This is a genomic window from Oricola indica (genome assembly GCF_965227485.1).
In the GTDB taxonomy this organism is placed as follows: domain Bacteria; phylum Pseudomonadota; class Alphaproteobacteria; order Rhizobiales; family Rhizobiaceae; genus Oricola; species Oricola indica.
In genome coordinates, this window is the sequence record NZ_OZ245747.1 from 516,178 (window position 1) to 540,754 (window position 24,577).

The window sequence follows — 24,577 nt, forward strand, 5'->3', positions numbered from 1 at the left end:
TGCCGAGACGCGTGGAACTGGTCCCGCATAATCCTGGCTGGCGGCAACTTGCATGTGAGGAAGCCCAAGTTCTTCGCAAGAGCGCCGGAAGTATCTTTCTTGCGATTCATCACATTGGCTCGACCGCAGTCCCAAGCATACGGGCAAAGCCTGTTATCGACCTGATGGCCGAGGTCGCAAACTTCGATCTGCTGGATGAAAATCAGGCGGCAATTGAATCGGCTGGTTATGAATGGCGCGGGGAGAACGGCGTGCCCGCCCGTCGATATTGCGTAAAGAACGATCCGCAGAGTGGGGTCCGCCTTGTCCATTTGCATTGTTTTGAAAGAGGCAATGCGGAGATCGACAGACATTTAGGGTTCCGCGATCTTCTGCGTGCAAATCCGCGGATCGCGCGCGCCTACGAGGCCGAAAAGCATCGCTGCAAAGAACTTCATCCTGACGACAGCAATGCCTATTCCCGTTGCAAGAGTGAGTGGATTCAGAATGTCGAGCGGGGAGCTGGCTTCGTCAAGAATCGGGTGGCGAGGCCCCTCGCTTCGTGGTGAATTTCATGAAGATGAGGATTTCGCCATGAACGCCATGACCCGACCGCAAACCATCCTGACCGACGAGATCACCACCGGTGCCGATTACGAGATCGTACGCCGCGTGATCGAGACAATTTCCGAAAACTACCGCGAGCAGCCCTCCCTCGAAGACCTCGCGGCTTCCGTCGAGATGGAGCCGACAGCGCTTCAGAAGCTGTTCACCCGCTGGGCCGGGCTTTCGCCGAAGGGTTTCCTGCAGGCCGTGACGCTCGACCATGCAAGGCGGCTTCTGTCCAGCGACCTGCCACTGCTCGACACGGCCTATGAAGTCGGGCTTTCCGGACCCGGGCGATTGCACGACCTGTTCGTCACGCATGAGGCGATGTCGCCGGGCGAATACAAGGCAAAGGGCGCGGGGCTGACATTGCGCTACGGCTTCCATGTCTGCCCGTTCGGGCTGGCGCTGATCATGGTCACGGACCGCGGCCTTGCTGGTCTCGCCTTCTGCGATCCCGGCGGCGAGAAGGCGGCGCTGGACGACATGACGGGGCGCTGGCCACAGGCAGGCTATGTCGAGGACATGGGCGCGACCGCCCTCTATGCGGCCCGGATTTTCGATCCGGCCAACTGGCGCCCCGACCGGCCGCTGCGCGTGGTCCTGATCGGGACGGACTTCCAGGTCTCCGTCTGGAACGCACTGCTCAAGATCCCCATGGGCAAGGCGCTTGCCTATTCGGAGATCGCCGACAGGATCGGCCGACCGGAAGCGCCCCGCGCCGTCGGCGCGGCTGTGGGCGCCAATCCCGTTTCCTTCGTGGTGCCGTGCCATCGCGCCGTCGGCAAGTCAGGCGCACTGACCGGCTATCATTGGGGCCTGACACGCAAACGCGCGATCCTCGGCTGGGAGGCGGGACAAATCGGCGACGTTTGACAGGTCCCGGAAGCCGGCGCTCAGTGCGCGCCGGACATGTCTCCCAGGATTTCCTTTGAGGCGACCGTGGAATCGGCGTTGAGCCTGTAGACCATCGGCACACCGGTCGCGAGGTTCAGCTTGGTGACCTCGTCGTTCGACAACCGATCGAGGATCTTCACCATCGCGCGCAGAGAATTGCCATGCGCGGCGACCAGCACTTTCTCGCCGCGCAGCACGCGCGGCAGGATCTCGGTCATGTAGTAGGGCCAAACGCGGGCGCCTGTATCCTTCAGGCTTTCACCCTCGTCGCCCGGCGGCGGCACGTCGTAGGAACGGCGCCAGATATGAACCTGCTCCTCGCCCCACTTGGCGCGGGCATCGTCCTTGTTGAGGCCGGCGAGATCGCCGTAATTGCGTTCGTTGAGCGCCTGGTCGTGGATCGTCTCCAGATCGGACTGGCCGATTATGTCGAGGATGATCTCGCAGGTCTTCTCGGCGCGCTTGAGAACAGAGGTGAAGGCGATATCGAAGGTGATGCCGTAGTCCTTGATCGCCCGTGCGCCCTCCTGCGCCTCTTCCACGCCCTGTTCCGTGAGGCCGGGATCCTTCCAGCCGGTGAAGAGATTAAGCTTGTTCCACTCGCTCTGGCCGTGACGGACGAGAACCATTGTTCCGGACATGAAAAACTCCCTCGATCGATCGGTGTCAGCTGGTAAGACCCAGCACGTCATACATGGAATAAAGGCCGGGCGCACGGCCATGGGTCCAGAGCGCGGCCTTGACCGCGCCCCGTGCGAAGATCATGCGGTCCTCAGCGTGGTGGGACAGCGTTACACGCTCGCCCTGTCCGGCGAGGATCACCGAATGATCGCCGACGACCGAGCCGCCGCGCAAGGTGGCGAAGCCGATGGAGCCGTTCTCGCGCGGACCGGTGTGGCCGTCGCGCACGCGCACGGAGTGTTCCTCCAGATCGATGCCGCGACCCTTCGCCGCCGCCTCGCCGAGCAGCAACGCGGTTCCCGACGGTGCGTCGACCTTGTGGCGATGATGCATTTCCAGAACTTCAAGATCCCAGTCGGCTGCATCCAGCGCACGCGCCGCCTGCTCGACGAGAACCGAGAGCATGATGACCCCCATGCTCATATTGCCGGACCGGACAATGGCGGTCATTTCCGCGGCTGCGGCGAGGGCGTTGTCGTCATCGTCCGAAAGGCCGGTCGTTCCGATGATATGGGCAATGCCGTTCTTCGCCGCGTGACGAGCGACGGCAACGGTCGCAGCGGGAGCGGTAAAATCCAGTATGGCGCGCGCGCCGGAAAAGGCTTCTTCCATCGAGGCCGAAACAGCGACGCCGTTCGGCTCGAGCCCTCCAAGAACGCCGCAATCGGCACCGATCTGGGCTGCACCTTCGCGCTCCAGCGCGCCTGACAGTTCGACGCTCTCGTTCTCGTCGATCGCGCGAATGAGATTGCGGCCCATCCTGCCGCCGGCCCCGACAATCGCGATGCGCATCTTGTCCATGGTTTCGCTTCCTTCAGCCATCGGTCCGTTAGCTTTCGCCCGGGGCCGCTCCGGTTTCCTTGTCCGCTTGCACCGCCCGCTTGTCGAGCAGGTCCGGTGCGTTCGTATCCTGCAACGCGAAAAACCGCGCATAGATGCCGTTCGGACGCGCGATCAGGGAAGAGTGGTCGCCTTCCTCGACGACACGGCCCTCTTCCATGACGAGAATATTGTCCGCATCGACAACGGTGGACAGGCGGTGCGCCACAACAATCGTCGTGCGTCCTTTCATGACCGCCAGGAGCGCCTGCTGCACCAGTTTTTCGGAGTCGTTGTCGAGGGCGGAGGTCGCTTCGTCCAGCAACAGGATCGGCGCGTTGCGGACGATCGCGCGTGCGATTGACAGGCGCTGACGCTGGCCACCGGAAAGCGTGACACCGTTTTCGCCGACCGGCGTGTCATAGCCCTGCGGCTGGGCAAGCACGAAGTCCTCGGCATGGGCGAGGCGCACCGCTTCCTCGATCTCGGCGTCGGTCGCATCCGGACGCCCGTAACGGATATTGTCACGGATCGAGCCCTCAAAGAGATACGGTTGCTGGGACACGAAGGCGATGGAGCCTCGCAGCGACGCCTTGGTGACGTGGCCGATGTCCTGGCCGTCGATCGTGATCGTTCCGCCCGTCGGATCGTAGAAACGCTGAAGCAGGGCGATGACGGTGGATTTGCCCGCGCCCGATGCGCCGACGATTGCCGTCGTCCGGCCGGCCTCGGCGACAAAGCTCAGTTCGCGCAGAACCGGCAATTTGGGCGTATAGGCGAAATCGACCTTGTCGAAGACGATCCGGCCCTGGTCCACGTCCAGTTTCGCCGCGTCGGGGACATCGGTCTGACCGACCTCCATGTCGAGGATCTCGTAGATCATGCGCGCATTGACGACGGCGCGTTCCAGATTGACCTGGACCCTGGCGAGCCGCTTGGCCGGTTCGTAGGCGAGCAGGAGCGCCGCGATGAAGGAAATCACGGCGCCGGGCGGCTCCGTCATGAAGATCGCCCGATAGCCGCCATAGGCAAGAACGCCTGACACGGCGACACCGGCGAGCAGGTCGGACAGCGGCGTCACACGCTCCGAGATGGCGGCGAGCTTGTCGGCGCGTTCATGTGCGCGGTCGATCAGGCCCCTGATCTTTTCCTTGAGCTGATCTTCCATGGTGAAGGCTTTCACCACGGTGATGCCCTGCGACACCTCCTGCATCGTTCCCGCCACATGCGCGCCGAGCATGACCGTGTCGCGCACGACGCTTCTGATACGCCTCGAAACATAGGCGACAGCAATGATCACGGGCGGACCGATGAGAAGAGAGGCGAGCGTCAGCGCCCAATCCTGAACGATCATCACGATGATCAGTGCGATCAGCGTCAGCAGGTCGCGGGCGATCGACGTCACGATCGTGTTCAGAATATCGCGGATGGCTGTGATGTTCTGGCTGATTCGAGCGGCGAGTTCGCCCGAGCGCGAGTCGGTGAAGAAGTCGACGCTCAGGCTCATCAGCTTGTCGAAGATCCGCTTCTGGTAGCGGGCGACGATGTCGTTGCCGATCCGTGCGAGAAGCACTGCCTGGACATAGCTCCCCACGCCGCGGATCAGGAAAGCCAGGAAAATGGCCACGCAGATCCAGACAAGCATGTCGCGGCGCTGGCGATAGAAGATCTCGTCGATGATGTCGCGCAGAATCCACGCCGTGAACGCGGTGGATGCGGCCACGAGAACCAGGCTGACAATCGCGATTGCATAATAACGGACATAGTCGCGCGCGTTCTCGGCGACGATGCGTTTCATGAGCAGGAATGTGCCTTCCGGCATCGATACCTTCTTGTGCCGGTCCGCTTTCAACGGTTTTTCCTTATGCCCCTTCGGAAAACGCGGGAGCTATACATGACGCATCCTCGAAAAGATACCATGCGAAATCAAGCAATCCGCGGTACGGGTCAATCCTCGCGCCACCAGCGCCCGGATGTGTCGACACCGAAGCGGGCGGGCATGCGCGCATAGGCCGACAGTCCTTCCAGAGGCGCCTGATCGTGGGTGATCACGAAGACGGGCGTCTGTTCGAGCAGGTTGCGGTGCGGCTCCTTGTTGTCGAAGGCCGCGCGGAAACGGTCCGCATCGATCACCGGCAGGATCTTGTGAGTGATGCCACCGGTCAGGTAGATGCCGCCGCGCGCCATGAAGACGAGCGCCATGTCGCCGGCGACACGCGCCAGATACTCGATGAAAAGCTGCACGGTCTCGACCGCCACCGTGTCACTGCCGTCGAATGACGCCGCCGTGATCTCCTCCGGACGGGAAAAGACGACCGGGCGTCCGTCGGCCTGGGCGATCGCCTTGTAAAGATTGACGAGCCCGCGCCCGCACAGGATCTGCTCGCCCGATACGCGGCCGCCGATCGTCTCGAGATGCGGGAAAATCTCGTAGTCGCGTTCGGTGCGCGGTCCGAGATCGACATGGCCGCCCTCGCCCGCGACCGGGATCCAGGTGTTGGAGCCATGCACGATGCCGGCAACGCCAAGGCCGGTGCCCGGCCCGATGACGACCCTGTTGGCATGGGTGATCCGCTCTCCGCCGCCAATCGGCTCGAGAAACTCGGCGTCGAGAGCGACCACCGCCAGCGCCTGTGCCTCGTAGTCGTTCATCACCATGACGTCGCTGAAACCGAGTTCGGCGATCAGGCGTTTCGGCCGGACGATCCAGTGGCAATTGGTCAGGTCGATTTCGTCGCCATCCGTCGGCCCCGCGACGGCCAGCACCGCCGATTTCGGCAAGATGGAGGTCTTGTCGAGAACAACCTGCTGGATCGCCGCGTCGAGCGTCGGATAATCCGCGGTCTTTATGGGCTCGAAACGCTTGGGCTCGGCATTCGAGTCGATCACGATCGCAAACCGCGCATTGGTGCCGCCGATATCGGCGATCAGCACGGGAAAGGGCAACCTCTGTTCTGCTTCCGTACGGCCGTTGGACATGTGCCTCTCCTTGATCCGGCTTTGGTCAGGCCCCGGGCAGGGACGCGAGCAGCATGCCCGCGGACCTTCGATTTAGCGCAAGGGGAATGTCATAGACAATGGCAAGCCGCATCAACGCCTTGACGTCTACGTCATGGGGCATGGGTGTGAGCGGGTCGACGAAGAAAACGACGGCCTCGACGAGGGCTTCGGCAATCATCGCGCCGATCTGCTGATCGCCACCCAGCGGGCCGCTCTTCAGCGGCGTCAGGGCAAGGCCGGGACATGCCTCGGTAATCCGGGCGCCGGTGGTGCCGGTCGCGACGAGATCGTAACGCGAAAAAGCCGCTTCGTGCTCACGCACGAATTCCACGAGGTCGTCTTTCTTCTGGTCGTGGGCGACCAGTGCGATCCTGCGCGTCTGGCTCATGGCAATGTCCGTTTAAATCGTTTGAACCCGCATAATCGAATTGGTCCATGGAGAAAAGCCGAAATCGCGGCGCGACATCAATTCGGTTTCGCCGCGGGGATCGGAACGAGGACCGGAACGCGATTGCCCGGTATGGCCGGCGCCTTAACAGGCACCGCCGTCGCGCGCGCCAGCGTCGGGTCGTAACCATCGACATAGGTAACCAGCGATGCATCGGCGGGAGCCGGCTCTCCGAGAATGCGCGCGCAGGCCGGCGGCAGGTCGGAAAGCGTGACCGCTCGCGGTTTTACCGGTTTCTTGCCCGGTTCCGGCTTCGCCGGCGCCCAGGGCTCGTCGGTAAACCACCATGCGAGGCTCTTGCCGCAGCCATTGCCCGAGCCGGTCGACTGCTGCGGCCGGCAATTCGGCGAATCGTCCGGACAGAAGATACGAACATGGAAATGGTAGTGGTGACCGTAATAGGGCCGAAGCTTGTTCATCCAGTCGTCATTGGCGCGCGATCCGCCATAAGCCTCGCACATCGCCTCCTTGATGCCTGGATGGATGAAGATACGCTGGACCTCGTCATAGGACGCCGCGCGCTTGAGCAATCTTGCATGCGCGGGCGTGAATTTCTTCGGATCGACGTGCAGCGAGTCCTTTTTCAGCATCGATGTCGCGCTGGTGTTGGCGCGCTCGCTGCGCGTCAGCGTGCGGTTCGGCATCGGCGTCAGCCAGATATCCGCATCGAGGCCGACCTGATGCGAGGCATGGCCCGACAGCATCGGCCCGCCACGCGGCTGCGCGATGTCACCGACGAGCAGGCCCGGCCAGCCGTCCTGCACTGCCTCGCGCGATAGCCTCTCCAGAAGAGCGATCATCTTCGGGTGGCCCCAGCGACGGTTCCGTTCGAGCCGCATCGCCTGCCAGGTCTCACCGTCGGTCGGCAACGCGACCGCGCCGGCGATGCAGCCCTTCGAATAGAAGCCGACCGAAGCCGGCTCGGAGACGCTGGGAAGCGGCATGCGGCCGAAGAGTTCCTTAGCGGCAGGCTCGGCGGCGGCAGGTGCGGCGACGGCAGTCAGCGCCGCGACCGCGCCGGCGATCTTCATGATGCGGGAAATGAATGCCATGCCTGTCACGTCCGGCCCTGTCTGGCGCTTCCTTGCATTGCATCCAGAACTAAACTGATTTGCGGCTTTCACCAAGGGCCGTTCACGGCAGGACCCTGTAGATCACCAGCGGCTCTCCAACGGTCGATGGAACCGCTTCCAGCCAGTCCGGAACCGATCCGCCACGCAGTGCCGCCTGGAAGCCGTTTGGCGCGGCGGCTATGAAGTCGAAACCGTCGGCGCCGTTCAGACAATCGGCGATCAGCGTCACGCCATGGGCCCGCAGCATGGATCGGGCCTCCTGCGGCGCGGCCAACATGGCGTCGATCAAAAGCAAATTGCCGGCGATGTTGCGGTGATACGGTCCGGCCACGGCGCGGTGGCCTGTGTAGAGCAACACGCTCGCGCCGATGTCGGTCGCACCCAGCACGACGCCTTCGGGTTCGCCGGCAAGCGGCGCGTATAAATCTGACGTGTAGCAATAGTCGCGCGGGGATGCGGAAGCGACCTGTTGCTGCAATGTCGGACCAGCGGAAAACAGCGCGGCTGCCTGCGCGCCCGCGATCCACCAGACGAGATTGAGCGACACCGCCCAGGCGCCGGCAAGACCCAGCGTCGCCGGGATCGACCGTCCTTCCGGCATGTTTTCGCGCATTCGTCCGATCCAGAAACCAAGCGGCAGGACCGCGAAAGCTGCGGCGAATGTGAAACCGCGCTGCTGCCACGCCGTGACCGCGATTCCCATTGCGAGAAATGCGGTGAAGACCACTGCCTGCCCGCGCGGCAATGGTTTTCCGCGCAACGCCGAGATGACGGACACGACAAGGGCGCAGACCGCCATGCCGTAGAACCCGAACAAGGCAAAGGGATCTGCCGCCCAGAGGTCGGCAAGGGACCGGGTCTCGACGACGCCTTCCAGCCAGAACGTCTTCAGGCGCGGATCGAGGCCGGCGAGCGGATTGGCGAGACAATGGGGAAAGAATACCGCGACGAGGCCGGCGACGGCAGCGCCCAGAAGCCCGATCCCGGCGAGCCGCAGCATCGTGCCGCGCATGAATGACACGGCGGCCAGGCCGAGGCCGCCGGCCGACGCTGCCACGAGATGAAAGGAGGAATAGGCATCGCAGGCATTGCCCGTCCAGTTCGCCGGCGCGACGGTCGCCACGAAAATTGCAGCGGCGGATGCGGCAACCGAAAGTCCGAATGCGCGCGCGGCGGCTGGCGAGACCGCGCCAAACACGAAACCGAGCGCGACGGCGACGCCGGCCAGCGCGACATAGGGCAGGACTTCCATGCCGATGGCAATCATCGCCACAGCGACGAGGCCTGCCCAGGCATGTGCCGCGACGGCGCGTTCACCGGGCAGAAGCAGTGCAAGGAGCCAAAGCGCCAGCGCAATCTGGATATTGTGATGGTCCAGTGCGCCCGGCCCGAAAGCGCCCGTCGTCCAGAGCGCGACCGCGCCGATGACAGCGACGGGAAGGCGCCAGGCGGCATTGCCGGTGCGCCCGCACGCGCTCATCAACGCCGCCATGGCGAAAAGCAGCGTGATCGCAGGCCAGAGGATTTTCGCGACCGCCTCGCCAAGCGCTGCGTCGCCGGTCATTGCCGTCACGATCATGACGATGCCGGCAATCGGCGCATCGACCAGGCGCGACCAGTGCATCACAGTGCCGCCATCGAGACCGAGCCTGTACTGGGTCAGATCGAACCAGCTCTGGCCGGCAAGGAGGTCACGCACTTCGACGAGCCTCAGGAGGTCGTCGGAATTGGGAATGCCCTCGGTATCCGAGCCGCTCAATCCGATCAGCGTGACGAAGAGCGTCGCGAAAAGCGCGAGCAGGACAGGCTCGCGGCGCGCAGAGGCAGCCCCGGAAGCCGTCCGCACGCTGTCGCGTTGTCCGGAAAGATAAGTCATCGGCAGGAATTCCGCTTGGCGATCGTCGGATTAAACCTAGCCTTAACCGGATCAAGAAAAGGTAAAATGCGAACGATCCGGCATTGAAAGACCGGATTCGGATCGACGGCGCCGCGACCTAGGTGTATCAGCGCCGCAAGGCGATTGCGGAGCGCCAGGACCACACAATGCGCGATATCGTATCGAAAAACCTGCTTTTCAGGCTCGGCAGCTTCGCCGTAGCGGGCGGCACCGGGTTTATTGTCGATGCGACGGTGCTGACGGTGCTGATGCATTTCACGCCGCTCGGTCCGTTCACGGCACGTATCTTCGCCATCGCGGCGGCGATGTTCACGACATGGATGATCAACCGCACCGTGACCTTCGGAAAGAGCGACCGGCATGTGGTGCAGGAAGGCGCACGCTACGGTTTCGTGGCGATACTCGGCGCTGCGCTGAATTACGCCATCTATTCCGGCCTGCTGCTTGCCGCGCCGGGTACGATCACCCCGCTCATTGCGCTGGTGATCGCCGTCGCGGCCGTGACCGTGTTTTCCTATCTGGGCTACTCGCGATTCGTCTTCAATCGCTCGTGAAGGACTCATCAAAGCCGACGGCAATGCCCATATAAGAGCGCATGAGACCGCCGTTCCTGAACGAAGATCACATCATTCACCGCCAGCACCGCGCGCTGAATGCGCTGCATACATGGTTGCTGGCATCCGGGAGCCTCGTGCTGCTCGCGGTGACCGCCTGGGCCATCGCCGGGACGACCGGGCTGCTTTACGCCATCGCAATCGGCGCGTTCATGCTCGGCGCGGCGCGGCGGGTCTCCCCCAACATGGTTCTGCGCATGTACAAGGCGCGGCCGGTGACTGCGCACAATTTCCCGGCCGGCTACCGGATGATCCAGGAACTCGCGTCACGCGCCAACCTACCGGCGACGCCGAAACTCCATGTCATCCCGTCGAGGATGATGAACGCCTTCGCCGTCGGGCGGCGCGACGACTCCGCGATCGCGGTTACCGACGCTCTCCTGCGCAACCTCACTCTGCGGGAGTTGGCGGGCGTTCTGGCGCATGAAACCACCCATATCGCCAATGAAGACATCAAGGTGATGTCGCTCGCCGACATGGTGTCGCGCATGACCTCGACACTTTCGACCGTCGGCCTGTTCGCGATCCTGTTCAATATCTCGGGTTTCTTCGGGCAGATTCCGTGGCTTGGCATTCTCGCCATGGTCGCCTCGCCGACAATCGGCGGACTGTTGCAACTGGCGTTGTCGCGTACCCGCGAGTTCGACGCGGACTATGGCGCGGCGCTGCTGACCGGCGATCCGGACGGCCTGTCCTCCGCACTTCTCAAGCTGGAGCGGGCGCGGGGAAAACGCTGGGAAGGCATGATGCTGCCCGGCAGCCGTATTCCGGAACCTTCCATGCTGCGCACCCACCCCGCAACCGAAGAGCGCATCGCGCGGCTTTCGGCGCTGAAGGGCGCCCTGCGCGGTCAGCCTCCGCTCCGCGATACGTCGCCGACCGGCGGAGATCGCCCGGCCAGCGGTCACTCGCCGGTGCCGCAGATCCGGCTCGGACGCCGCGACCGGGCACGTTTCGGCCACTGGGCGGCGCTCGCCGGCGAGATGCCCGAGCGCCAATCCATGGTCGAGGATCCGGAGTGCAACGATCCCGCCTGCGCGGAAAGCCTTCATCCCTGGGAGAAACAGGGCAAGAAGCCACGCATCCGGGTCACGCGAGGCGGCGTCTGGTGGTAATATTATCCGGCTAATCTTTTACGAAAGATTGCCGGCTAAACAGTTTCCCAATTCCCGGTCTCGCCGGCGCGGAAGACAGCGTCGATGAACTTCTGGTTGGCGACGGAATTCTCGAGATCGAAGATCGCCACGTCCTCGCCGCGCGCCCTGCGGGCAAAGGTCTCGACCTGCAGCCTGTATTGGCGCACGCCCGGAAAACGGAAGACTTCCGCCTGGTTATGGCCGACATTGTGAAGCGTGATGCGGGCGTGTTCGTAATCGCCGGCATTGAAAGGGCCATCCACCTCGATGAGGCCCTTCTCACCGTGGAACACCATCATCTGGCGCAGCGCCATCTGGGTGGAACAGTAGAAGGCGAGTTCGAAACCGTCGAATTTCGCGCGCACATCCGAATAGATGTCCGTACCGAATGTCGGATCGCGCTCGACCGTCGCCGAGACGGAGACCGGCTCCTTGCCGGTGACGAAACGGGTCGTCACGGTCGGGTAGACGCCGATATCCGGCAGGCCGCCACCTCCCAGTTCCGGGATGTTGCGCGTGTTCGTCGGGTCGGTGTTGAAATAGGTGAATGCGCCCTGCACCTGGCGCAGGCGACCAATCGCGCCGTCGGCGATGAGATCGCGCACCTTCATCCATTGCGGATGATAGGTGACCATGAAAGCCTCGGAGACCACCACGCCGGCGCGATCCCGCGCGGCAATAAGCGGCTCGATCTCGGCGGCGTTCAACGCGATCGGTTTCTCGACGAGCACGTGTTTGCCCGCCTCTGCCGCCTTCACGGCCCACTCGATGTGCTGCGACGTCGGGACGGGGATATAGACCCCGTCGATCGAATCGGAGGAGAGCATCGCCTCATAGGAGCCGAAGGCATGCGGCGCGCCGAACCGGTCGGCAAGCGCGCGGGCGCGGCCCTCGTCACGGCTGGCGACGGCGGTCAGAACGCCGTTCTCCGCATCGCAGATAGCCGGAATGACCTGCTCGCGGCCGATCTTCGCGGTCGATAAAACTCCCCAACGAAACATGACGTTCCTCCTGCTTGATTCGGTGGCCATACTACTCACGGCGTCCGTGCTGTCACCCTGTGCCCGATGCGAACATAGGCACCGGCATCAAAGCAGCCAAACGACGGCCAGCGCGACCAGCGCCGGTGCGGCCTGTACCCAAAGAATGCGGCGCGATACACTCAGCGCGCCGTACAGACCGGCGACAATCACGCAGAGCAGGAAGAATGTTGCGATGGACGACGCGGCAGCCGGCGCGCCGAGCGGTATCAGCGACCAGATCAGCCCGGCGGCGAGAAAGCCGTTATAGAGACCCTGATTGGCAGCGAGCACTTTCGTCCCCGCGGCAGCCTCCGGCGTGTTGCGGAAGACCTTCATGCCCTGCGGCTTGTCCCAGAGAAACATTTCGAGGACGAGGAACAGGATATGTTCCAACGCGACGATTGCGATCAGGATTTGTGCCAGAACGGACATAGTCTTCTCCCGGAGTTCGGGAGAAGACTATTCCGGAAACGGAACGCGGGAAAGCCGGCGGATCAGCCCCGCAGCACCCCGCCTGCCGATTTGCCGACATTCTCGACGATCTTCGTCGACAGTGCGTCGAGATCCTCGTCGGTGAGCGTGCGGTCCGTCGGCTGGATGGAGACTTCCAGCGCCACCGACTTCTTGCCCTCGCCCAGCGATGCGCCCTCGAAGATGTCGAAAACATTGACGCCTGTGATCAGCTTCTTGTCGGCTCCGGAGACAGCGCGGACGAGGGTCGCCGCCGGGGTGTCCCGGTCGACCACGAAGGCATAGTCGCGCCTGAGCATCTGGAAAGGCGAGATTTCCAGTTTCGGCTTGGTGCGGGTCGGCTTCTTCTTCGGTTCGGGAATGGCGTCGATGAAGACCTCGAAGCCGCAAAGCGCGCCGGACACGTCGAGCGCCTCCAGCGTGCGCGGATGGAACTCTCCGAAATGGCCGAGCACGACCTTCGGGCCGAGCTTGATGACGCCGGAACGGCCGGGATGATACCAGCCGGGCGCGCCGCGCTCGATCTGGAGATTGGCGACCGGAGCGCCGCAGGCTTCAAGCGCCGCGAGCGCATCCGCCTTGGCGTCGAACACGCCGACCGCCTCGCCGTTTCCAGCCCAGTGGCGACCGCCTCCGGTCAGCGCTGCCGTGCCGCGCCGGATGCCGCCCGCGACGCGGCGCTGCGCGTCCGGCGTGTCGCCCTCGTAAGTCGCCGCGACCTCGAACAACGCGACATCGCCGACGCCCTGGTCGGCGTTGCGCTGCGCGGCTGCAAGCAGGCCCGGCAGCAGCGAAGGGCGCATGTCCGACATGTCGGCAGCGATCGGATTGGCGAGTTTCAGCGCGGCGCTGCCGCCGCCGAACAATTCCGCATGCTCCGCCGGGATGAAGGACCAGGAGACCGATTCCATCATGCCGCGCACGGCCAGCGCGCGCTTGGCGAGACGCGTGCGGATCTGCAACGTCGTCAGGATCTTCGCATTGACTGCGCCATGGCTCGGCAGCGGCTGCGGGTCGATATTGTTCTCGCCGTGAATGCGCATGATCTCCTCGACGAGATCGGCCTTGCCCTCGACGTCATACATGCGCCAGGACGGCACCGTGACCTTCGCCTCGACGCCCGATCCCTCGACGCCGAACCCGAGGCGCTTGAAGATGTCGATCTGCTCCTGCGACGTCACTTCGATGCCGACGAGGCGCTTCACTTCGGTGAACGGGAAATCGATCACTTTCGGCGTATAGGCTTCATAACCGACGACCTCCGGCTCGGACGGCGTGCCGCCGCAGAAGTCGAGCACGAGTTCCGTCGCCATTTCCATGCCGTCGACCATGAATTGCGGATCGACGCCGCGCTCGAAGCGATAGCGCGCATCGGTGATGATGCCGAGATCGCGACCGGTGCGGGCGATGTTCATCGGGTTCCACTGCGCCGACTCGATCAGCACGTCTGTGGTGTTCTCGTCGCAGCCGGAATGTTCGCCGCCCATGATGCCGGCGATCGATTCGACGCCGTTGTCGTCTGCGATGACGCACATGTACGGCGTCAGTTCGTATTCGCGCTCGTCCAGCGCGAGAACCTTCTCGCCTTCCTTCGCGCGGCGCACGACCAGATTACCCGCGACCTTGCCGGCATCGAAGACATGCAGCGGACGGCCGCGATCCATCGTGATGTAGTTGGTGATGTCGACCAGCGCATTGATCGGGCGCAGGCCGATGGCGAGCAGGCGCTGCTGCATCCAGGCCGGCGACGGTCCGTTCTTGACGCCGCGAACCATGCGCAGCGCAAAGCCGGGGCAAAGGTCAGCATCCTCGATGGTCACCTTGACCGGGCAAGCGCCGTCGCCAGCGGCCGGCTCGACCTCGGGCGTCTTCAGCGTGCCAAGACCGGCGGCCGCGAGATCGCGCGCGATGCCCGCAACGCCTGTGCAATCGGCGCGGTCCGGCGTCAGGCCGATTTCGATCACCGGATCGTCGAGGCCCGCATAAGCGGCGAACGATGTGCCGACCGGCGCATCCTCGGGCAGGTCGATAATGCCGGTATGGGCATCCGACATCTGCAATTCGCGTTCAGAACACATCATGCCGTGGCTCTCTACACCGCGGATCTTGCCGACGGAAAGCGTGACGTCGATACCGGGCACGTAAGCGCCGGGCGCCGCGAAAGCGCCCACAAGGCCCGCACGCGCGTTGGGCGCGCCACAGACGACCTGGACCGGCATGCCGTCACCGGTGTCCACCGACAGGACCCGCAGGCGGTCGGCGTCGGGATGCTGCTCGGCGGTGAGAACCTTCGCGATCACGAACGGCTTGAACTGAGCCTTGTCGTCAACTGCTTCGACCTCAAGGCCGATATTCGTCAGCCGCTCGACGATCTGGTCAAGCGAGGCGTCGGTGTCCAAATGTTCCTTCAGCCAGGAAAGGGTGAATTTCATCGTTCAGTCATCCGTGTCGGTTTCGAGCGTTTCGACGAGGCGAAAACGCTCGCAAACAAGTTCCATGTCCGGCGCATAGCCGCCATCGCGCCATTTCGGGCTGTCGCCGAAAGAGAAGGTCTCCGTGCCGTGCAGGGTCTGCGGCAAAGACGTCACGCGCTCAGCCCCCCGAACAGCGTTGGCATGTCGAGCGGGCGGAAGCCATAATGGCTGAGCCAGCGCACATCGGCGTCGAAGAAGGCGCGCAGGTCCGGCATGCCGTATTTCAGCATGGCGAGGCGGTCGATGCCGATGCCCCACGCAAAGCCCTGGAATTCGTCGGGATCGAGCCCACTCATGCGCAACACATTCGGGTGGACCATGCCGCAGCCGAGAATCTCCATCCAGTCATTGCCCTCACCGAAGCGCACCTCGCCCGGCTTGGAGCGGTCGCACTGGATATCGACCTCCATGGACGGCTCGGTAAAGGGGAAGAAGGACGGCCGGAAACGCATGGCGATGTGTTCGACCTCGAAGAAGGTCTTGCAGAATTCCGTCAGCACCCATTTAAGATTGGCCACATTGGCGTGGCGGTCGATCACCAGTCCCTCGACCTGATGGAACATGGGCGAGTGGGTGGCATCCGAATCCTGCCGGTAAGTCTTGCCCGGAATGATGATGCGGATCGGCGGCTTCTGCGTTTCCATGGTGCGGATCTGCACCGGCGAGGTGTGCGTGCGCAGGAGCTTGCGCTCGCCCTCCTCGTTCGCGTTGAAGAAGAAAGTGTCGTGCATCTCGCGGGCCGGATGGCCCTCGGGGAAGTTCAGCGCAGTGAAATTGTAGTAGTCGGTCTCGATATCCGGCCCCTCGGCGATCGAGAAGCCCATGTCGGCGAAGATCGCGGTCAGTTCGTCGGTGACCTGGGTGATCGGGTGTATCCGACCGGTTTCCGCGGGCGCGGGGCGTACCGGCAAAGTGACATCGACAGTCTCGGTCGCCAGCCTCGCCTCGATGGCGGCATCGCGCAGTTCGGTCTTGCGCGCGGCGATCGCCTGGGTGATCCGGTCTCGCAGGCCGTTGATCGCCGGGCCCATGACCTGACGCTCCTCCGGCGTCATCTTGCCGAGCGTCTTCAGCCGTTCCGACACGGAGCCCTTCTTGCCGATGGCACCGACGCGCACCGCCTCGATGGCCGGTTCGTCAGCCGCGGCGGCGATCTCGTCCATCAGTTTTCGTTCGAGGCTTTCGAGTTCCTGAAGCATGTCGCATTTCCGGTTTGCGGTTGCGCGGGTTTGTTTAGCCGCGCGATGTGAAAGGTCAAAGAAAAACCCGCGTCTGGACCAGCCAGCGCGGGTTTCTCAGGGTCTCGGTCGAGAAAGCGCTGACTTAACGGACAGCGCTTTCAAACGCGTTCGGCGTAGTGTCCTTGAGATAGGCAAGGGCTTCCTTGGCCTTGCCGACCAGTACCTCGAACGCCTGCGGCTCGTGGATCGCCATGTCGGACATGACCTTGCGGTCCATCTCGATGCCGGCCTTGTTCAGGCCGTCGATGAAACGGCCATAGGTCAGGCCATGCTCGCGCACGGCGGCGTTGATGCGCTGGATCCACAGCGAGCGGAAATTCCGCTTGCGGGTCTTGCGGTCGCGGTAGGCGTATTGCTTCGACTTGTCGACAGCGGCCTTCGCGGTACGAATGGTGTTCTTGCGGCGGCCGTAGAAGCCTTCCGCCTGCTTGAGGACTTTCTTGTGCTTGGCGTGGGCTGTCACGCCGCGTTTTACACGTGCCATGATCTAATCTCCTGGTTCGGGTCGTGACGGCTCAGTCGCCGTAGGGCATCATCTTCTTGACGATCTTCGCATCCTGATCGGCGAGCACCATGGTGCCGCGCGCGTCGCGGATGAACTTGTTGGACCGTTTGATCATGCCATGGCGCTTGCCGGCGGCAGCGACCTTGACCTTGCCAGTAGCCGTGATCTTGAAGCGCTTCTTGCAGGAAGACTTCGTCTTCATCTTGGGCATTTTGCTCTCCGTTATTGTGCGCCATCGCTGCTTCACGAGACTTGCCGCAAATTCCGCCTGCCGCATGAAACTCATGCGAAGCGGGCCCGGCCGTCGAACGATGTGCGCTGTTCTTGCATTCGGAACGGACACGGCATGCCCTGCCGGACCGTTCGGGACGCAGCTCTATAGACTCGGAGCGGCCGGAATGCAAGCATTGGAGACCGTTGTGAGAGGGCAATGTCACAATGGCTGAGAAGAGACGGTTTCTTTCGACGGCCTATACCGTCAAGAGCGATGCCGAAACCAGGGCATTCTACGACAGTTGGGCCGAGATCTATGACGATGAGCTGACGGAGAACAGCTATCGCCAGCCGGCGCGTTGCGCCGAAACTCTGCGCCTGATGGCCGATCCCGACGGCTGTGCCGTTCTCGATGTCGGCTGCGGGTCGGGCATGTCCGGGCTGGCGTTGTGCAGCGTCGGTTTCGAGACCGTGGATGGTTGCGATTTCTCTTCCGGCATGCTCGCCAAGGCGGCAAAGACCGGCACCTATCGCCGACTGTTCGAGACCAATCTGAACGAACCGCCGATGGACGTGCCGGACGACACCTACAGGGCCGCGGCCTGTGTCGGCGTGTTCTCGTTCGGCCATGTCCGGGCCGATGCGCTTGACGACATCTTGCGGGTTATCCGGCCCGGCGGCGCGCTGGTGATCGGACTGAACGACACATTCTACCGGGAGGGGTCGCTGATCGCGAAACTCGATGCGCTGGCAACGCTCGGCCGAATCACCATCCGCGAGCAAGAGCACGGCGAACACATTCCCGGGACCGGTCTGACCGGCTGGGTGATCAGCGCCTACAAAATCGCCTGACCGCACAAAAAAGCGGGCCGAAGCCCGCTTTCACAATGTCAGCAATGGTCGCGGCCTCAGCGGGGCGCGAGCACCATCATCATCTGGCGGCCTTCGAGCTTCGGCTCGGCCTCCACCTTGGCGATCTCGTCTGTGTCTCCCTTGACCTTCTGCAAGAGTTCCATGCCGAGATACTGGTGCGCCATTTCGCGGCCGCGGAAACGCAGCGTCACCTTGACCTTGTCGCCTTCGTCGAAGAAGCGGCGCATCGCCTTCATCTTCACCTCGTAATCATGGGTGTCGATATTGGGACGCATCTTGATCTCCTTGATCTCGACGGTCTTCTGCTTCTTGCGCGCGGCGGCGGCTTTTTTCTGTTGTTCGTATTTGAGCTTGCCCAGATCGACGATCTTGGCAACGGGCGGATTGGCGTTCGGGACGATCAGGACGAGATCCAGCCCCGCCTCTTCCGCGACCCGGAGGGCTTCGGCTGTATCCGTGACGCCCTGGTTCTCGCCTTCGGCGTCAATCAACTGAATCTGTGGGTCGCGAATGTCGCGATTGGCGGTCGGGCCTGTTTTTTGAGCCGGAGGGGCTCGGAATGGACGGCGAATGGTCGTTGTCTCCTGTACTGTTTCGGTACGAGTTCAATGGGAAGTCCGCGCAATGTCGGGATTCCCGGCGCCGAGTCAATAGCACGGCCCACGAGAAAAATCATCATCGTACGGCATGGGGCTTCACATAGGGCGCCGAGCCGCGCAAAACACGGCGCAAAGCCAAAGGAGAGGACCGCGATGACCGAACAGCCCGAAAAACTCGACGTTTCCGGTGTCGACATCGCGGTACGGCACCGTTCCGGCGGCGTTCCCGGCCTCGTCTGGCTCGGCGGCTATCGCTCCGACATGCTCGGCACGAAGGCCGAGCGGCTCGACCAGCTGGCCGGAGATCTCGGCCTCGCCTATACGCGCCACGACTATTCGGGCCACGGAGAATCGGGCGGCGCGTTCACCGACGGCACGATCTCGAAATGGCTGGCCGAGAGCATCGCCGTCTTCGAACGCTACACGAAAGGTCCGCAGATCCTCATCGGTTCGTCGATGGGCGGGTGGATCGCGCTCCGAATGGTGCAGGAGCTCAACAGGGGCGGTCCGGACGACCGGATCGCCGGGATGGTGCTGCTCGCGCCCGCGCCGGACTTCACGCACGAGCTGATGGAGCCGGAACTGACGGAAAAGGAGCGCGCCGACATGGAAACGAAGGGCTATTTCGAGGAATTCAGCGAATATTCGCCGGATCCGAACATCTTCACCAAGGCGCTGTTCGAGGACGGGCGGCGCAACCGCGTCATGGTCGAGCCCCTCGACACGCATTGCCCGGTGCACATCCTGCAGGGCATGGCCGACCCGGACGTACCTTACACGCATGCGCAAAAATTGATGGAATTCCTGTCCAGGGATGACGCGGCGCTGACCATGATCAAGGACGGCGATCACCGGCTTTCACGGCCGCAGGACCTCGACCTTCTCGCCCGCACCGTGACGGCGATGGTCGAACGGATCCGCGCGACGCGCTGACCGGCCAGCGGCCCAGGCGCGCCGCACGGCCTGTTCACGTCCTGTTTTCGACGGTCAAAACAGCCTTTCGGCGGCTCAAGAACAAAATTTTTCATCGCGTCCCGTGTGGAGAAAACTCCAGTGAGTTGCCCTCGGAAGCCCGGAACTCCGGGCTTTTCAACTTGCAAAATATCTTGAGCGTACCCACCTCGTTTGCAGGCAGCGACCACCGCCGCCTTGAACTCGAAAAGGGGTAGCGAATGACACAAACCGCTCTGATCCGCCCGGCTTGGACACCCGCGACGATCGCGCTGATGGTTCTGGGTTTCATCATCTTCTGGCCGCTCGGCCTGGCGATGCTGGCCTATATCCTGTGGGGCGACAGGCTCGACGACTTCAAGAGGGACGTGAACATGAAAACCGACGAAGTATTCCGGGGCTGCAGCGGCATCGGCCGCAAACGCCGCGGCCGGCATGCCCACTACCATGCCCGTACGGGCAACGTGGCCTTCGACGACTGGCGCGAAGGGGAACTGAAGCGCCTGGAAGAAGAACGCCGCAAGCTCGACACGATGCGCGAGGAGTTCGACTCCTACATGCGCGAACTGCGTCGTGCAAAGGACCAGGAAGAGTTCGACCGCTTCATGCGCGAACGTCCGAGCCGCCACAACAATGGCGACAATGGCAACAATCATGGTCCCTCTGTGCCGAATGTCACAGATCACGGCTGACTTTCGAGCCTAATCTCGGTCTGACCTCCAAACTGACCTCCATGGCTCCAGCCCGCGGTTTTCCAAACCGCGGGCTTTTTTTCTTTATCCTCCCGACACGAGAATCGGCTAAATCCCAAGCATGGGATTCGGGTTCATGCGCAAGAAATCCGTCGGAGCGGACGGCAAGGCCGTGCAACACCTCACGCATGAGGTGGCCGGGCGAACCTTGCCGCTCCGGATCGCCGAAAACCCGCGTGCCCGGCGCCTGACGCTGCGCATCAGGCCGGGCGCACAGGGGCTAACGGTCACGACGCCCGTCGGCGTGCCGATGCTCGAGGTCGAGCGCTTCCTGTTCCGCAACCGCGACTGGCTGGAGGAAAAGATCGGCACGATCCCCGACCGGCCGCAGGTGCGTCCGGGCATCAAGGTGCCGATCCGGGGCGTCAACCACGAGATCGTGCACGAGCCGGGGCGCGGCGTCACACAGGCGGTGCGCGATGCGGACGGCGCGAAACTGATCGTGCGCGGCGAGCACATCCATCTGCCCCGCCGCGTTGCCGACCATCTGAAGAAGGAAGCGAAAGCCGAAATCGGCGCCCTGGTCGAAAAACACACGAAAACCATCGGCAGGAATGCGAAATCCATTCGCTACAAGGACACGGTCAGCCGCTGGGGTTCCTGTTCGTCGGAAGGCAACCTCTCGTTTTCATGGCGCATCATGATGGCGCCCCGCCCGGTGATCGACTATCTCGTCGCCCACGAGGTGGCGCATCTCAGGCACATGAACCACGGACCGAAGTTCTGGGCGCTGTGCGAGGAACTCTGCCCGGACACCAAACGCTGCAAGGCATGGCTGAAGAAGAACGGCTCGGCGCTGCAGGCGATCGGATTCGAAAAAGACTGAGGGCGCACGCGCGGCGCAACGTTTCGCATCAAGACGGATCATATTCCCCGACTCGCGTCTCGACTCTTGGCCGCCGTCCCCTTATTTCCCCCGCATGGCACTGGACATCAAAATCTGCGGGCTGAAGACGGAGGAAGCGGTCGATGCGGCGCTTGACGGTGGCGCGAACCATATCGGCTTCATCTTCTTCGAAAAAAGCCCGCGCCACGTGGAGGCCGAAGTCGCGCGCGATCTTTCCGTGCGGGCGCGGCAGCGGCTGGCGATACCCGTGGCCGTCACCGTCGATGCGGACGACGCGACACTGGCCGACATCGTCGCCACGGTGGAGCCCGGCATGCTGCAGCTACACGGCAAGGAAAGCCCGACACGCGTCGCCGATGTGCGTGCGAAATTCGGCCTGCCGGTGATGAAGGCGTTTTCCATCCGCGAAGCCGGGGACCTGGACGCGATCGAGCCCTATTACGGCATCGCGGACCGCTTTCTGTTCGACGCGAAGCCGCCGGCGAATTCGGCGCTTCCGGGCGGAAACGGCGTCTCCTTCGACTGGTCCCTGCTGGCGGCGCTTGACGGTAAGGTGAATTACATGCTTTCCGGGGGTCTCGATCCCGAAAACGTAGCGGAAGCACTGGCGGTTTCGGGCGCCAGGGCCCTCGACGTTTCGTCGGGCGTGGAAAGCGCGCCGGGCGTGAAGGACATCAACAGGATCGCCGCCTTCCTGAAGGCGGCGCAAGCGGGCGAGACCCGCAATCGGGAGTGACGCCATGAACAAGCCGCCTTCACCCAACTCGTTTCGCACCGGACCCGACGAACAGGGCATGTTCGGGATTTTCGGCGGCCGTTTCGTCGCCGAGACGCTGATGCCGCTCATCCTGGACCTTCAGGATCACTGGGCGAAAGCCAAGGACGATCCGGAATTCCAGGCCGAATTGCAGTCGCTCAACACGCATTATACCGGCCGACCGTCACCGCTCTATTTCGCTGAGCGGCTGACCGAGCATCTCGGCGGCGCGAAAATCTATTTCAAGCGCGACGAGCTGAACCACACCGGATCGCACAAGATCAACAACTGCCTCGGGCAGATTCTCCTGGCGCGCCGCATGGGCAAGACGCGGATCATCGCGGAGACCGGCGCCGGACAGCACGGTGTGGCCTCCGCAACGGTCTCGGCCCGCTTCGGCCTGCCGTGCCATGTCTATATGGGCGCGACCGATGTCGAGCGGCAGGCCCCGAATGTCTTCCGCATGAAATTGCTCGGCGCCGAAGTAACCCCGGTGACCTCCGGCCACGGCACGCTCAAGGACGCGATGAACGAGGCGCTGCGCGACTGGGTGACGAATGTCGAGGACACCTATTACCTGATCGGCACGGCCGCCGGCCCGCATCCCTATCCGGAGATGGTGCGCGATTTCCAGTCGGTCATCGGTCAGGAAACCAAAGAGCAATTGATGCAGGCCGAGGGACGACTGCCCGACATGCTCGTTGCCGCGGTCGGTGGCGGCTCCAACGCGATCGGCCTGTTTCACCCGTTCCTCGACGACAAGGATGTCCAGATCGTCGGCGTCGAAGCGGGCGGCAAGGGGCTTTCCGGCGAGGAGCATTGCGCCTCGCTGACGGCGGGATCGCCGGGCGTGCTGCATGGCAATCGCACCTATCTGCTGCAGGATGGCGACGGCCAGATCAAGGACGGACACTCGATCTCCGCCGGTCTGGACTATCCGGGCATCGGGCCGGAACATAGCTGGCTCAAGGATTCGGGCCGCTGCGAATATGTGCCGATCATGGACGATGAGGCTCTGGATGCCTTCCAGCTCCTCTGCCGCATCGAGGGCATCATCCCCGCGCTCGAGCCCTCTCATGCACTCGCCGAGGTCATCAAGCGCGCTCCGTCCATGGGAAAGGACCAGATCATCGTGATGAACCTGTGCGGACGCGGCGACAAGGACGTCTTCACGGTCGGCAAAATACTGGGGCACGACCTTTGACCGCGTTCGAGATCTATCAGTCGAAACAGAACCCGCTGCACTATGTGGCGATCGAGGAAGGCGACACGCGCGAGAACGCCGAGGGCGTGCGTACGAGCCAGAACCTGCAATTCCTGACGCGCGTCCCCGACGACGGCGAGCCACGCATCGCCTTCGATCCCAGGGAAGCCGTCTCGCGTATCGCAAAGAACGGGTTCTACGCTTTCAATGTGACGATCACGATCCGGGAGTCCGCCGACGGATGAGCGTGACGATCTACCACAATCCGAAATGCGGTACGTCGCGCAATGTGCTGGCGATGATCCGCGCATCCGGCGAGGAGCCGGAGGTGGTCGAGTATCTGAAGACACCGCCCGGACGCGAAAAGCTCGTCGAACTGATCGGCGCGACCGGACTTCCGGTCCGCGAGATCCTGCGCCGCAAGGGCACGCCCCATGACGAGCTCGGGCTCGACGACCCGAAATGGAGTGACGACGAACTGATCGATTTCATGGTCGAACACCCGATCCTGATGAACCGACCCATCGTGGTCACACCGCTGGGCGCGGCGCTTTGCCGGCCGTCGGAGAAGGTACTCGACATTTTGCCGAATGCAGAGGGCGTCGGCGCATTTGAGAAAGAAGACGGGGAGCGCGTCGCGGCCCGGACAAAGGACGACAGAACATGACTGCACGCATGGATGCCCGTTTCGCGAAGCTGAAGGAAGAAGGCCGCCCGGCCCTCGTCACCTTCGTGATGAGCGGCGACCCGGATTACGACACCTCGCTCGCCATCCTAAAGAAACTGCCGGCCGCCGGCGCGGATGTGGTCGAACTGGGCATGCCGTTTTCCGACCCGATGGCCGACGGGCCGGCGATCCAGGCTGCGGGCCTGCGCGCGCTAAAAGCCGGGCAAACGCTGAAAAAGACGCTCCAGATGGTCGCGACGTTCCGCGAGACCGACGACGACACGCCGATCGTCCTGATGGGCTACTACAATCCGATCTATATCTACGGCGTCGATACCTTCCTGGCGGATGCGAAGAAAGCCGGCGTGGACGGTCTGATCATCGTCGACCTGCCGCCGGAAATGGACGATGAGCTTTGCATTCCGGCGCTTTCGGCCGATATCAACTTCATCCGGCTCGCGACGCCGACAACCGACGACAAGCGCCTGCCGGCGGTTCTCAAGAACACGTCGGGCTTCGTCTATTACGTCTCCATGACGGGGATCACCGGCGGCGCGATCGCCTCCACCTCGAAGATCGCCGACGCGGTCACCCGGATCAAGAACCATACGGACCTGCCGGTCTGTGTCGGTTTCGGGGTCAAGACCGCGGAGCAGGCGAAGGTCATTGGCCGCGATGCCGACGGCGTCGTTGTCGGCACAGCCATCGTGCAGGCCGTGGCCAATACGCTCGACAAGGACAATCGCGCCACCACCGATACGGTGGAAGCGGTCGCAACGCTGGTCGGCGGGCTCGCGGCGGGCGTTCGCGCCTCGCGCCTTGAAGCCGCCGGATAGACGCGCCACATTGGC

Annotated in this window: 28 protein-coding genes; 13 read left to right on the top strand and 15 right to left on the bottom strand. The window is 63.1% G+C overall.

The genetic code is table 11. The annotated features are described in order from the left end of the window. Window positions 1-11 precede the first annotated feature (11 nt). Both ACQK2M_RS02735 and ACQK2M_RS02740 read left to right on the top strand, forming a co-directional pair. Window positions 12-548 carry a GrpB family protein gene (locus tag ACQK2M_RS02735; RefSeq protein WP_425416527.1) on the top strand — a complete coding sequence of 179 codons (537 nt, stop codon included), beginning with the start codon at window positions 12-14 and terminating at the stop codon, window positions 546-548. Window positions 549-573: 25 nt separating this feature from the next. Further along, the gene (locus ACQK2M_RS02740; protein WP_425416528.1) at window positions 574-1,461 is read left to right on the top strand and encodes a methylated-DNA--[protein]-cysteine S-methyltransferase; all 888 of its coding nucleotides are present in this window, start codon (window positions 574-576) and stop codon (window positions 1,459-1,461) included. A gap of 20 nt (window positions 1,462-1,481) precedes the next feature. Here the strand turns inward: ACQK2M_RS02740 and ACQK2M_RS02745 are convergent, their stop codons facing one another. From ACQK2M_RS02745 to ACQK2M_RS02775, 7 genes are all read right to left on the bottom strand, one after another. Next, complete coding sequence (locus tag ACQK2M_RS02745; RefSeq protein WP_425416529.1) at window positions 1,482-2,123, bottom strand: 2,3-bisphosphoglycerate-dependent phosphoglycerate mutase; 642 nt, start codon at window positions 2,121-2,123, stop codon at window positions 1,482-1,484. A 25-nt stretch (window positions 2,124-2,148) separates the two neighbouring features. Beyond that, complete coding sequence (gene dapB / locus ACQK2M_RS02750; protein WP_425416530.1) at window positions 2,149-2,964, bottom strand: 4-hydroxy-tetrahydrodipicolinate reductase; 816 nt, start codon at window positions 2,962-2,964, stop codon at window positions 2,149-2,151. Between the two features lie 28 nt (window positions 2,965-2,992). Beyond that, window positions 2,993-4,804, bottom strand: coding sequence for an ABC transporter ATP-binding protein (locus tag ACQK2M_RS02755; protein WP_425419972.1), 1,812 nt, complete (start codon window positions 4,802-4,804; stop codon window positions 2,993-2,995). Window positions 4,805-4,929: 125 nt separating this feature from the next. Next, complete coding sequence (locus tag ACQK2M_RS02760) at window positions 4,930-5,961, bottom strand: glucokinase (RefSeq protein ID WP_425416531.1); 1,032 nt, start codon at window positions 5,959-5,961, stop codon at window positions 4,930-4,932. Between the two features lie 25 nt (window positions 5,962-5,986). Next, a complete protein-coding gene (locus ACQK2M_RS02765) occupies window positions 5,987-6,370 on the bottom strand; it encodes a methylglyoxal synthase (RefSeq protein ID WP_425416532.1) in 384 nt (127 codons plus the stop codon). A gap of 77 nt (window positions 6,371-6,447) precedes the next feature. Continuing rightward, window positions 6,448-7,482 (bottom strand): penicillin-insensitive murein endopeptidase, encoded by a 1,035-nt coding sequence (mepA, locus tag ACQK2M_RS02770; RefSeq protein ID WP_425416533.1) that lies wholly within the window; start codon window positions 7,480-7,482, stop codon window positions 6,448-6,450. Window positions 7,483-7,564: 82 nt separating this feature from the next. Further along, the gene (locus tag ACQK2M_RS02775; RefSeq protein WP_425416534.1) at window positions 7,565-9,379 is read right to left on the bottom strand and encodes a GtrA family protein; all 1,815 of its coding nucleotides are present in this window, start codon (window positions 9,377-9,379) and stop codon (window positions 7,565-7,567) included. A gap of 167 nt (window positions 9,380-9,546) precedes the next feature. Here ACQK2M_RS02775 and ACQK2M_RS02780 point away from each other — a divergent pair, with 167 nt between their 5' ends. Together ACQK2M_RS02780 and ACQK2M_RS02785 are read left to right on the top strand one after the other, a co-directional pair. Next, a complete protein-coding gene (locus tag ACQK2M_RS02780; RefSeq protein WP_425416535.1) occupies window positions 9,547-9,954 on the top strand; it encodes a GtrA family protein in 408 nt (135 codons plus the stop codon). A gap of 41 nt (window positions 9,955-9,995) precedes the next feature. Next, window positions 9,996-11,129: a zinc metalloprotease HtpX gene (locus ACQK2M_RS02785; protein ID WP_425416536.1), complete on the top strand. Its 1,134-nt coding sequence runs from the start codon at window positions 9,996-9,998 to the stop codon at window positions 11,127-11,129. Window positions 11,130-11,164: 35 nt separating this feature from the next. Here ACQK2M_RS02785 and ACQK2M_RS02790 read toward each other — a convergent pair whose 3' ends face one another. From ACQK2M_RS02790 to rpmI, 7 genes are all read right to left on the bottom strand, one after another. Further along, window positions 11,165-12,151 (bottom strand): Gfo/Idh/MocA family protein, encoded by a 987-nt coding sequence (locus tag ACQK2M_RS02790; protein ID WP_425416537.1) that lies wholly within the window; start codon window positions 12,149-12,151, stop codon window positions 11,165-11,167. A gap of 87 nt (window positions 12,152-12,238) precedes the next feature. After that, complete coding sequence (locus ACQK2M_RS02795; protein WP_425416538.1) at window positions 12,239-12,604, bottom strand: DUF1304 domain-containing protein; 366 nt, start codon at window positions 12,602-12,604, stop codon at window positions 12,239-12,241. Window positions 12,605-12,666: 62 nt separating this feature from the next. Further along, window positions 12,667-15,075: a phenylalanine--tRNA ligase subunit beta gene (pheT, locus tag ACQK2M_RS02800; RefSeq protein ID WP_425416539.1), complete on the bottom strand. Its 2,409-nt coding sequence runs from the start codon at window positions 15,073-15,075 to the stop codon at window positions 12,667-12,669. A gap of 3 nt (window positions 15,076-15,078) precedes the next feature. After that, window positions 15,079-15,231 (bottom strand): hypothetical protein, encoded by a 153-nt coding sequence (locus ACQK2M_RS02805; protein ID WP_425416540.1) that lies wholly within the window; start codon window positions 15,229-15,231, stop codon window positions 15,079-15,081. Next, on the bottom strand, window positions 15,228-16,316 hold the full coding sequence (gene pheS, locus ACQK2M_RS02810; protein WP_425416541.1) for a phenylalanine--tRNA ligase subunit alpha: 1,089 nt from the start codon (window positions 16,314-16,316) through the stop codon (window positions 15,228-15,230). The genes ACQK2M_RS02805 and pheS overlap by 4 nt, the downstream gene beginning before the upstream one ends. 124 nt (window positions 16,317-16,440) lie before the next feature. After that, window positions 16,441-16,842, bottom strand: coding sequence for a 50S ribosomal protein L20 (gene rplT / locus ACQK2M_RS02815; RefSeq protein ID WP_223477668.1), 402 nt, complete (start codon window positions 16,840-16,842; stop codon window positions 16,441-16,443). 31 nt (window positions 16,843-16,873) lie between these two features. After that, window positions 16,874-17,074 carry a 50S ribosomal protein L35 gene (gene rpmI, locus ACQK2M_RS02820; RefSeq protein ID WP_223477667.1) on the bottom strand — a complete coding sequence of 67 codons (201 nt, stop codon included), beginning with the start codon at window positions 17,072-17,074 and terminating at the stop codon, window positions 16,874-16,876. A gap of 227 nt (window positions 17,075-17,301) precedes the next feature. Between rpmI and ACQK2M_RS02825 the strand changes: the two genes are divergently transcribed. Beyond that, entirely contained in the window at window positions 17,302-17,928 is a 627-nt protein-coding gene (locus tag ACQK2M_RS02825) for a class I SAM-dependent DNA methyltransferase (RefSeq protein ID WP_425416542.1), read from the top strand. Between the two features lie 56 nt (window positions 17,929-17,984). On the opposite strand, the gene infC is transcribed toward ACQK2M_RS02825, so the two are convergent. Continuing rightward, window positions 17,985-18,521, bottom strand: a complete 537-nt coding sequence (gene infC / locus ACQK2M_RS02830) for a translation initiation factor IF-3 (RefSeq protein ID WP_223477720.1) — start codon at window positions 18,519-18,521, stop codon at window positions 17,985-17,987. A gap of 180 nt (window positions 18,522-18,701) precedes the next feature. Between infC and ACQK2M_RS02835 the strand changes: the two genes are divergently transcribed. The 8 genes from ACQK2M_RS02835 to trpA all read left to right on the top strand — a co-directional run bounded on the left by ACQK2M_RS02835 (window position 18,702) and on the right by trpA (window position 24,562). Then, window positions 18,702-19,481 (top strand): alpha/beta hydrolase, encoded by a 780-nt coding sequence (locus ACQK2M_RS02835; RefSeq protein ID WP_425416543.1) that lies wholly within the window; start codon window positions 18,702-18,704, stop codon window positions 19,479-19,481. A 239-nt stretch (window positions 19,482-19,720) separates the two neighbouring features. Beyond that, on the top strand, window positions 19,721-20,191 hold the full coding sequence (locus tag ACQK2M_RS02840) for a DUF2852 domain-containing protein (RefSeq protein WP_223477664.1): 471 nt from the start codon (window positions 19,721-19,723) through the stop codon (window positions 20,189-20,191). A 121-nt stretch (window positions 20,192-20,312) separates the two neighbouring features. Then, entirely contained in the window at window positions 20,313-21,077 is a 765-nt protein-coding gene (locus ACQK2M_RS02845) for a M48 family metallopeptidase (RefSeq protein ID WP_425416544.1), read from the top strand. A gap of 94 nt (window positions 21,078-21,171) precedes the next feature. Continuing rightward, the gene (locus ACQK2M_RS02850; protein ID WP_425416545.1) at window positions 21,172-21,834 is read left to right on the top strand and encodes a phosphoribosylanthranilate isomerase; all 663 of its coding nucleotides are present in this window, start codon (window positions 21,172-21,174) and stop codon (window positions 21,832-21,834) included. Between the two features lie 4 nt (window positions 21,835-21,838). Then, the gene (trpB, locus tag ACQK2M_RS02855) at window positions 21,839-23,059 is read left to right on the top strand and encodes a tryptophan synthase subunit beta (protein WP_425416546.1); all 1,221 of its coding nucleotides are present in this window, start codon (window positions 21,839-21,841) and stop codon (window positions 23,057-23,059) included. Further along, the gene (locus ACQK2M_RS02860) at window positions 23,056-23,304 is read left to right on the top strand and encodes a hypothetical protein (RefSeq protein ID WP_425416547.1); all 249 of its coding nucleotides are present in this window, start codon (window positions 23,056-23,058) and stop codon (window positions 23,302-23,304) included. Before trpB ends, ACQK2M_RS02860 begins: the two co-directional genes overlap by 4 nt. Beyond that, a complete protein-coding gene (gene arsC / locus ACQK2M_RS02865) occupies window positions 23,301-23,726 on the top strand; it encodes an arsenate reductase (glutaredoxin) (RefSeq protein ID WP_425416548.1) in 426 nt (141 codons plus the stop codon). The genes ACQK2M_RS02860 and arsC overlap by 4 nt, the downstream gene beginning before the upstream one ends. Beyond that, on the top strand, window positions 23,723-24,562 hold the full coding sequence (trpA, locus tag ACQK2M_RS02870; RefSeq protein ID WP_223477658.1) for a tryptophan synthase subunit alpha: 840 nt from the start codon (window positions 23,723-23,725) through the stop codon (window positions 24,560-24,562). Before arsC ends, trpA begins: the two co-directional genes overlap by 4 nt. The last annotated feature ends 15 nt before the right edge of the window (window positions 24,563-24,577 follow it).

What these genes read in the sequence shown, in the direction of transcription:
- ACQK2M_RS02785 (WP_425416536.1), top strand. Translation starts at nt 9,996, where the DNA reads ATGAGACCGCCGTTCCTGAACGAAGATCACATCATTCACCGCCAGCAC.
- ACQK2M_RS02760 (WP_425416531.1), bottom strand. Translation starts at nt 5,961, where the DNA reads ATGTCCAACGGCCGTACGGAAGCAGAACAGAGGTTGCCCTTTCCCGTG.
- ACQK2M_RS02835 (WP_425416543.1), top strand. Translation starts at nt 18,702, where the DNA reads ATGACCGAACAGCCCGAAAAACTCGACGTTTCCGGTGTCGACATCGCG.
- ACQK2M_RS02840 (WP_223477664.1), top strand. Translation starts at nt 19,721, where the DNA reads ATGACACAAACCGCTCTGATCCGCCCGGCTTGGACACCCGCGACGATC.
- ACQK2M_RS02755 (WP_425419972.1), bottom strand. Translation starts at nt 4,804, where the DNA reads ATGCCGGAAGGCACATTCCTGCTCATGAAACGCATCGTCGCCGAGAAC.
- mepA (WP_425416533.1), bottom strand. Translation starts at nt 7,482, where the DNA reads ATGGCATTCATTTCCCGCATCATGAAGATCGCCGGCGCGGTCGCGGCG.
- ACQK2M_RS02745 (WP_425416529.1), bottom strand. Translation starts at nt 2,123, where the DNA reads ATGTCCGGAACAATGGTTCTCGTCCGTCACGGCCAGAGCGAGTGGAAC.
- trpA (WP_223477658.1), top strand. Translation starts at nt 23,723, where the DNA reads ATGACTGCACGCATGGATGCCCGTTTCGCGAAGCTGAAGGAAGAAGGC.
- ACQK2M_RS02850 (WP_425416545.1), top strand. Translation starts at nt 21,172, where the DNA reads ATGGCACTGGACATCAAAATCTGCGGGCTGAAGACGGAGGAAGCGGTC.
- rpmI (WP_223477667.1), bottom strand. Translation starts at nt 17,074, where the DNA reads ATGCCCAAGATGAAGACGAAGTCTTCCTGCAAGAAGCGCTTCAAGATC.
- rplT (WP_223477668.1), bottom strand. Translation starts at nt 16,842, where the DNA reads ATGGCACGTGTAAAACGCGGCGTGACAGCCCACGCCAAGCACAAGAAA.
- ACQK2M_RS02740 (WP_425416528.1), top strand. Translation starts at nt 574, where the DNA reads ATGAACGCCATGACCCGACCGCAAACCATCCTGACCGACGAGATCACC.
- ACQK2M_RS02765 (WP_425416532.1), bottom strand. Translation starts at nt 6,370, where the DNA reads ATGAGCCAGACGCGCAGGATCGCACTGGTCGCCCACGACCAGAAGAAA.
- trpB (WP_425416546.1), top strand. Translation starts at nt 21,839, where the DNA reads ATGAACAAGCCGCCTTCACCCAACTCGTTTCGCACCGGACCCGACGAA.
- dapB (WP_425416530.1), bottom strand. Translation starts at nt 2,964, where the DNA reads ATGGACAAGATGCGCATCGCGATTGTCGGGGCCGGCGGCAGGATGGGC.
- ACQK2M_RS02825 (WP_425416542.1), top strand. Translation starts at nt 17,302, where the DNA reads ATGGCTGAGAAGAGACGGTTTCTTTCGACGGCCTATACCGTCAAGAGC.
- ACQK2M_RS02795 (WP_425416538.1), bottom strand. Translation starts at nt 12,604, where the DNA reads ATGTCCGTTCTGGCACAAATCCTGATCGCAATCGTCGCGTTGGAACAT.
- arsC (WP_425416548.1), top strand. Translation starts at nt 23,301, where the DNA reads ATGAGCGTGACGATCTACCACAATCCGAAATGCGGTACGTCGCGCAAT.
- ACQK2M_RS02790 (WP_425416537.1), bottom strand. Translation starts at nt 12,151, where the DNA reads ATGTTTCGTTGGGGAGTTTTATCGACCGCGAAGATCGGCCGCGAGCAG.
- ACQK2M_RS02845 (WP_425416544.1), top strand. Translation starts at nt 20,313, where the DNA reads ATGGGATTCGGGTTCATGCGCAAGAAATCCGTCGGAGCGGACGGCAAG.
- pheS (WP_425416541.1), bottom strand. Translation starts at nt 16,316, where the DNA reads ATGCTTCAGGAACTCGAAAGCCTCGAACGAAAACTGATGGACGAGATC.
- ACQK2M_RS02780 (WP_425416535.1), top strand. Translation starts at nt 9,547, where the DNA reads ATGCGCGATATCGTATCGAAAAACCTGCTTTTCAGGCTCGGCAGCTTC.
- ACQK2M_RS02775 (WP_425416534.1), bottom strand. Translation starts at nt 9,379, where the DNA reads ATGACTTATCTTTCCGGACAACGCGACAGCGTGCGGACGGCTTCCGGG.
- pheT (WP_425416539.1), bottom strand. Translation starts at nt 15,075, where the DNA reads ATGAAATTCACCCTTTCCTGGCTGAAGGAACATTTGGACACCGACGCC.